General features: G+C 41.2%; 1 protein-coding gene. It reads left to right on the forward strand.

All coding sequences use genetic code 11. From position 1 onward, the window contains the following. Positions 1–245 precede the first annotated feature (245 nt). Positions 246–5,239 (forward strand): Rib/alpha-like domain-containing protein (locus QM928_RS09760; RefSeq protein WP_414322001.1); only part of this gene is annotated, 4,994 nt, incomplete at its 3' end.

Raw genomic sequence — 5,239 nt, forward strand, 5'->3', positions numbered from 1 at the left:
TAATAGCTGTAATAGCTGTAATAGCTGTAATAGCTGTAATAGCTGTAATAGCTGTAATAGCTGTAATAGCTGTAATAGCTGTAATAGCTGTAATAGCTGTAATAGCTGTAATAGCTGTAATAGCTGTAATAGCTGTGATAGCTGTGATGTGTAAAAATTGCTCAAAAGAGTGATTTTTATTGTATTATTCCCCAGAGGGAATACTGCTTCTCAATTTGATTTTGTCTTTAATATAAGGAGGAACGATGGAAAAAAAATCAAATTCACTAAGTAGAGTAAAGCGTCGACAACAGGAAAAAGTTTTACGCTTCTCTATTCGTAAATATAGCTTTGGTGCGGCTTCAGTTGCTGTTGCAGCGCTGATGTTTTTGGGTGCGCGCGTCGTTAGTGCGGATAGCGTAACACCTGTCGAACAACCTCATGTAGGGGCTTCAATTCAAGGAACGAGTTCGCTTGAATCGCAAGATAAGGAAGAGCCTGCTAGTTCTGTAAAAGTGGATACAGCTACTGCAAGTCAGCTTGTGGCACAGATCAAAGACCAGCTCCATGTCAAGGAAGCTGCTAATACAGATCTTTTGGTTACCGCTAATGAAGAACTTGTTAAGGCTGAACAGACTCTCGCTGATTCAAAAGTGAGTCAAGAAGAAGTGGATGCTTTGGTAGCTCGCTTGACCAATGTTTTGGACCAGCTACGTGCAGTGGAAACTCCTCAAGTCAAAGAAGATAAAAATGACAAAAGTACACAGGAAGCAACTCCAGAAATCAAGCCAGAAGTAGCGAAGCCAACTCCAGAAATTTCAGCTAAGTCTGAGGAAACTTCAGAAAATACTAATGCTGAGCAACTGGAAAAAGCTAAAGCTAGTCTCAAAGTATCTATTGATCGTTTGGAGCAGGCTATCGCCCAAACACCTGAGAATGACTTGACACGTGAAATCTTGGAAAAAGCTAACGCCCAAGTTGCCGTAGCCAAGTCTGCATTTGGTGGTGTAGAAGTTAGCCTTCGTGATGTTGAGGATATGAATCGTGTCATCAAACGTAACGAAAGATCTGTTATGATTGCACGTAATCGTTTGACTTCTGGGCATAATGACGTCCGTAATGGCGCAACTATCCCAGTCGGTACAAGATTTCGTGCTGATGAGGGAGTAAGGTATGACGATGCTGTCGGTCTTTACTTCACAAAAGAAGGAGATGGCTCAGGTTATCCAGCCGGTACCATGCTCTTTAGAGATCGTAACCAAAATACTGCGGATAAACAAAGAGTTAAGGATGTCAAGGATGTCGTTAAGGTTGATGTCACTAAAAACGGAGATACATACGATTGGGTCATTGAGTTTGAAGGTAATCCTGAAAACCACCAAAATGCCCATGCTTGGTTTACCATTCCAACTGGTCATACCTTGGTAGACGACGGTTCGGCATCATTTGGTAGTTACTGGGGTGGTTCTGGTGGAAAACGACGTATTGAAACTCAAGGAAGATTACCACGAAACTTATACGACATCTTTAAAGATCAGGTTAGCTCTACGTCTAAGGATGTTAACATTGGTACCCCTGGTGGAGCTATCGAGCAGGCTTGGGGCAAAGCCGCCACTACCGATGCTTTCTGGAAAGGTGCTGATGGAGAGATTAAAACATTTGAAGAAATCATTTCAAAACCTGATACACTCTATTTTAATCGTACAGGTGGTGCCCGTACGACAACGGAGAAGGATGTTCTGGTATCAGATTATTTGAAGGATTGGTTGATCCAGCATACGCAAAGAGTCTATCATTTTGATATTGATTATCGTGGTAGAACTAAGGATAGTGCATCAAACTATATCTTTCGTTTCAAAACCAAGGCTGCTGAGGGGACTCCACTCATGTATGCAGCAGGGATGCGCTCCTATGAGTTCAGCACCCACCGAAATGATATGCAATGGTATGGTTTGCCATCTCCTAAGGTGACGGGGGCTGATCAAACCATCGAAAAAGGTAAGGAAATCCGTCTCGAATTCACAACTAAAGATAATCTAGCAGGATTTTCACTTGGTGATCCAAAACTAGGTTATAATCCAGCTGATTCTATCAAGTTAGTGGATAGTAAGCTGGAACTTAAAGATCAAAAAGTTGAAGTTCAAAAAGTGAGTGATTATGAGCACAAGCTTATTATCACAGGTCGTGTTGCTTCAGATCCTGGCGACTATAAGGTCAAGGTCAAGTCTGTCAATAACGTTGGACAAAGTGCGGAGTTTACATCAACTGTCAAGGTTACACAATCTATTACACCAACATTAGAGTTGAATCAAGATCCTAAGACAGGTGACGTTACAGTAACACCGAAGAAACCAGATGGCTCAACATACCCACCAGAAACTAAGGTAGAAATCCCAGGTAAAGGTGACAAGCCAATCCCAGTCACAATCGGTAAAGACGGTAAAGGTAAAGTACCTAATAGTGATTTACCTGAAGGTAATGTCCCAGGTATAGGTAAGATTACAGAACCAGGTCAACCAACTGTTGAAGTTCCTGATGTAACAACACCAGCTAAGATAACACCAGCTGACCAGGTAGCACCAACAATTACTAAATTAACTGATAATCGTAATGCAGAAATTGATAGTAAAAACCCACGTAAGATTATCGTTTATCGTGAAGAAGAGTTTAGCGTTGATGTGAACTTAACTGATAACAGTGGTCGCTTGGATAAGATTAAGGTTCACGACAATGCTCAAGCAGTAGCACCATCAGGTAATTTCGAAGTTACAAATGGTGGTCGTCTTGAACTTCCTGCTAATGGTACAAGTATTAACTTCACGGATAAGACAAGTAATTTAGGTCAAGCTGGCAATGCGACAGATACTAACCCATATAAAGTTAATATTTCAGGTCATGTTGGTAAAAATCAGGAAGTCAAAGCTGATGCTAGCAAAAATATCTGGAATCGTTATATTAGTGGATATGACCAAGGAGGTCTGACAAATAACAACACAAACAATAACACTGCTAATAACGCCAATATTCAGATTGAGTTCCGTAAGCAAGCTGATAAATATACACCAACAGCAGTAACAGGCTCTAAAATCGATGTAGCGACAGATGGTACAATCAGTGGTTATGACTCACCAGAGACTTATATTGCCAACAAGTCTGACTTGCCAACTGAAGGTACAACGCCAGGTGCAAGAACGACTTATACATGGAAAGATGGAGAAACTCCAACTGTTAACAATGGTCAAGTCACACGTACAGCGGTAGTTACTTATCCAGATGGTTCAACAGATGAAGTGCCTGTAACCTTCACAGTTCGTGACACAGTAGCTCCAACAATTACTAGCTTAACTCCTATTAGTAATGCAGAAATTGATGGCACTAACCCACATAAGATTATCGTTTATCGTGAAGAAGAGTTTAGCGTTGATGTGAACTTAACTGATAACAGTGGTCGCTTGGATAAGATTAAGGTCCACGACAATGCTCAAGCAGTAGCACCATCAGGTAATTTCGAAGTTACAAATGGTGGTCGTCTTGAAATTCCTGCTAATGGTACAAAGATTAACTTTACGGATAAGACAAGTAATTTAGGTCAAGCTGGCAATGCGACAGATACTAATCCGTACAAGGTAAATATTTCAGGGTATGTAGGTAAAGGTCAGACAATTAATCCTGACGCTAGCAAAAATATCTGGAATCGTTATATTAGTGGATATGACCAAGAAGGTCTGACAAATAACAACACAAACAATGGCTCTGCTAATAACGCCAATATTCAGATTGAGTTCCGTAAGCAAGCTGATAAATATACACCAACAGCTACAAATCCTACAGTGAATCTGACTTCAAATGGAACTGTTCCAGATTTGGGATCACCAGAGACTTATATTGCCAACAAGTCTGACTTGCCAGATAAAGGAACAACACCAGGTACGACAACGACTTACGCATGGAAAGCTGGAGAAACTCCAACTGTTAACAATGGTAAAGTCACACGTACAGTTATAGTAACTTATCCAGATGGTTCGACAGATGAAGTTCCAGTAACTGTTAAGGTAGTAGATCCACGTACAGATGCAGAGAAGAACAATCCAACACCTAAAGACCAAACTGTTAATGTAGGTAAAACTCCAGATCCTAAAGGATCAATCGGTAATGTAGACGATCTTCCAAAAGGAACTACGTTCGAATACAAGACTCCAGTAGACACTACAACACCAGGCGATAAGAAAACAACAGTCGTTGTCACTTACCCAGATGGTTCTAAGGATGAAGTTCCAGCAACTGTTAAGGTAGTAGATCCACGTACAGATGCAGAGAAGAACAATCCAACACCTAAAGACCAAACTGTTAATGTAGGTAAAACTCCAGACCCTAAAGGATCAATCGGTAATGTAGACGATCTTCCAAAAGGAACTACGTTCGAATACAAGACTCCAGTAGACACTACAACACCAGGCGATAAGAAAACAACAGTCGTTGTCACTTACCCAGATGGTTCTAAGGATGAAGTTCCAGCAACTGTTAAGGTAGTAGATCCACGTACAGATGCAGAGAAGAACAATCCAACAGTAGAGTTGGAACAAGATCCTAAGACAGGTGACGTAACAGTAACACCTAAGCAACCAGATGGGTCAACATACCCACCAGGAACTAAGGTAGAAATCCCAGGTAAGGATAAAGATCACCCAATTACTGTTACAACTGATGAAAACGGTAAAGGAAAAGTACCAAACGCTGACTTACCAGAAGGAAAAGTTCCAGGTACAGGTAAGATTACTGAACCAGGTAAACCAGCAGTGGAAGTTCCAGTAGAAACTCCAGCTAAGGTAACACCAGAAACACCAGCTCAAAAGACACCAACAGTAGAGTTGGAACAAGATCCTAAGACAGGTGACGTAACAGTAACACCTAAGAAACCAGATGGAACTCCATACAAACCAGGAACTAAGGTAGAAATCCCAGGTAAGGATAAAGATCACCCAATTACTGTTACAACTGATGAAAACGGTAAAGCTAAAGTACCAAACGCTGACTTACCAGAAGGAAAAGTTCCAGGTACAGGTAAGATTACTGAACCAGGTAAACCAGCAGTGGAAGTTCCAGTAGAAACTCCAGCTAAGGTAACACCAGAAACACCAGCTCAAAAGACACCAACAGTAGAGTTGGAACAAGATCCTAAGACAGGTGACGTAACAGTAACACCTAAGAAACCAGATGGAACTCCATACAAACCAGGAACTAAGGTAGAAATCCCAGGTAA

It is taken from the genome of Streptococcus infantis (assembly GCF_047460405.1).
GTDB classification, from domain to species: domain Bacteria; phylum Bacillota; class Bacilli; order Lactobacillales; family Streptococcaceae; genus Streptococcus; species Streptococcus infantis_Q.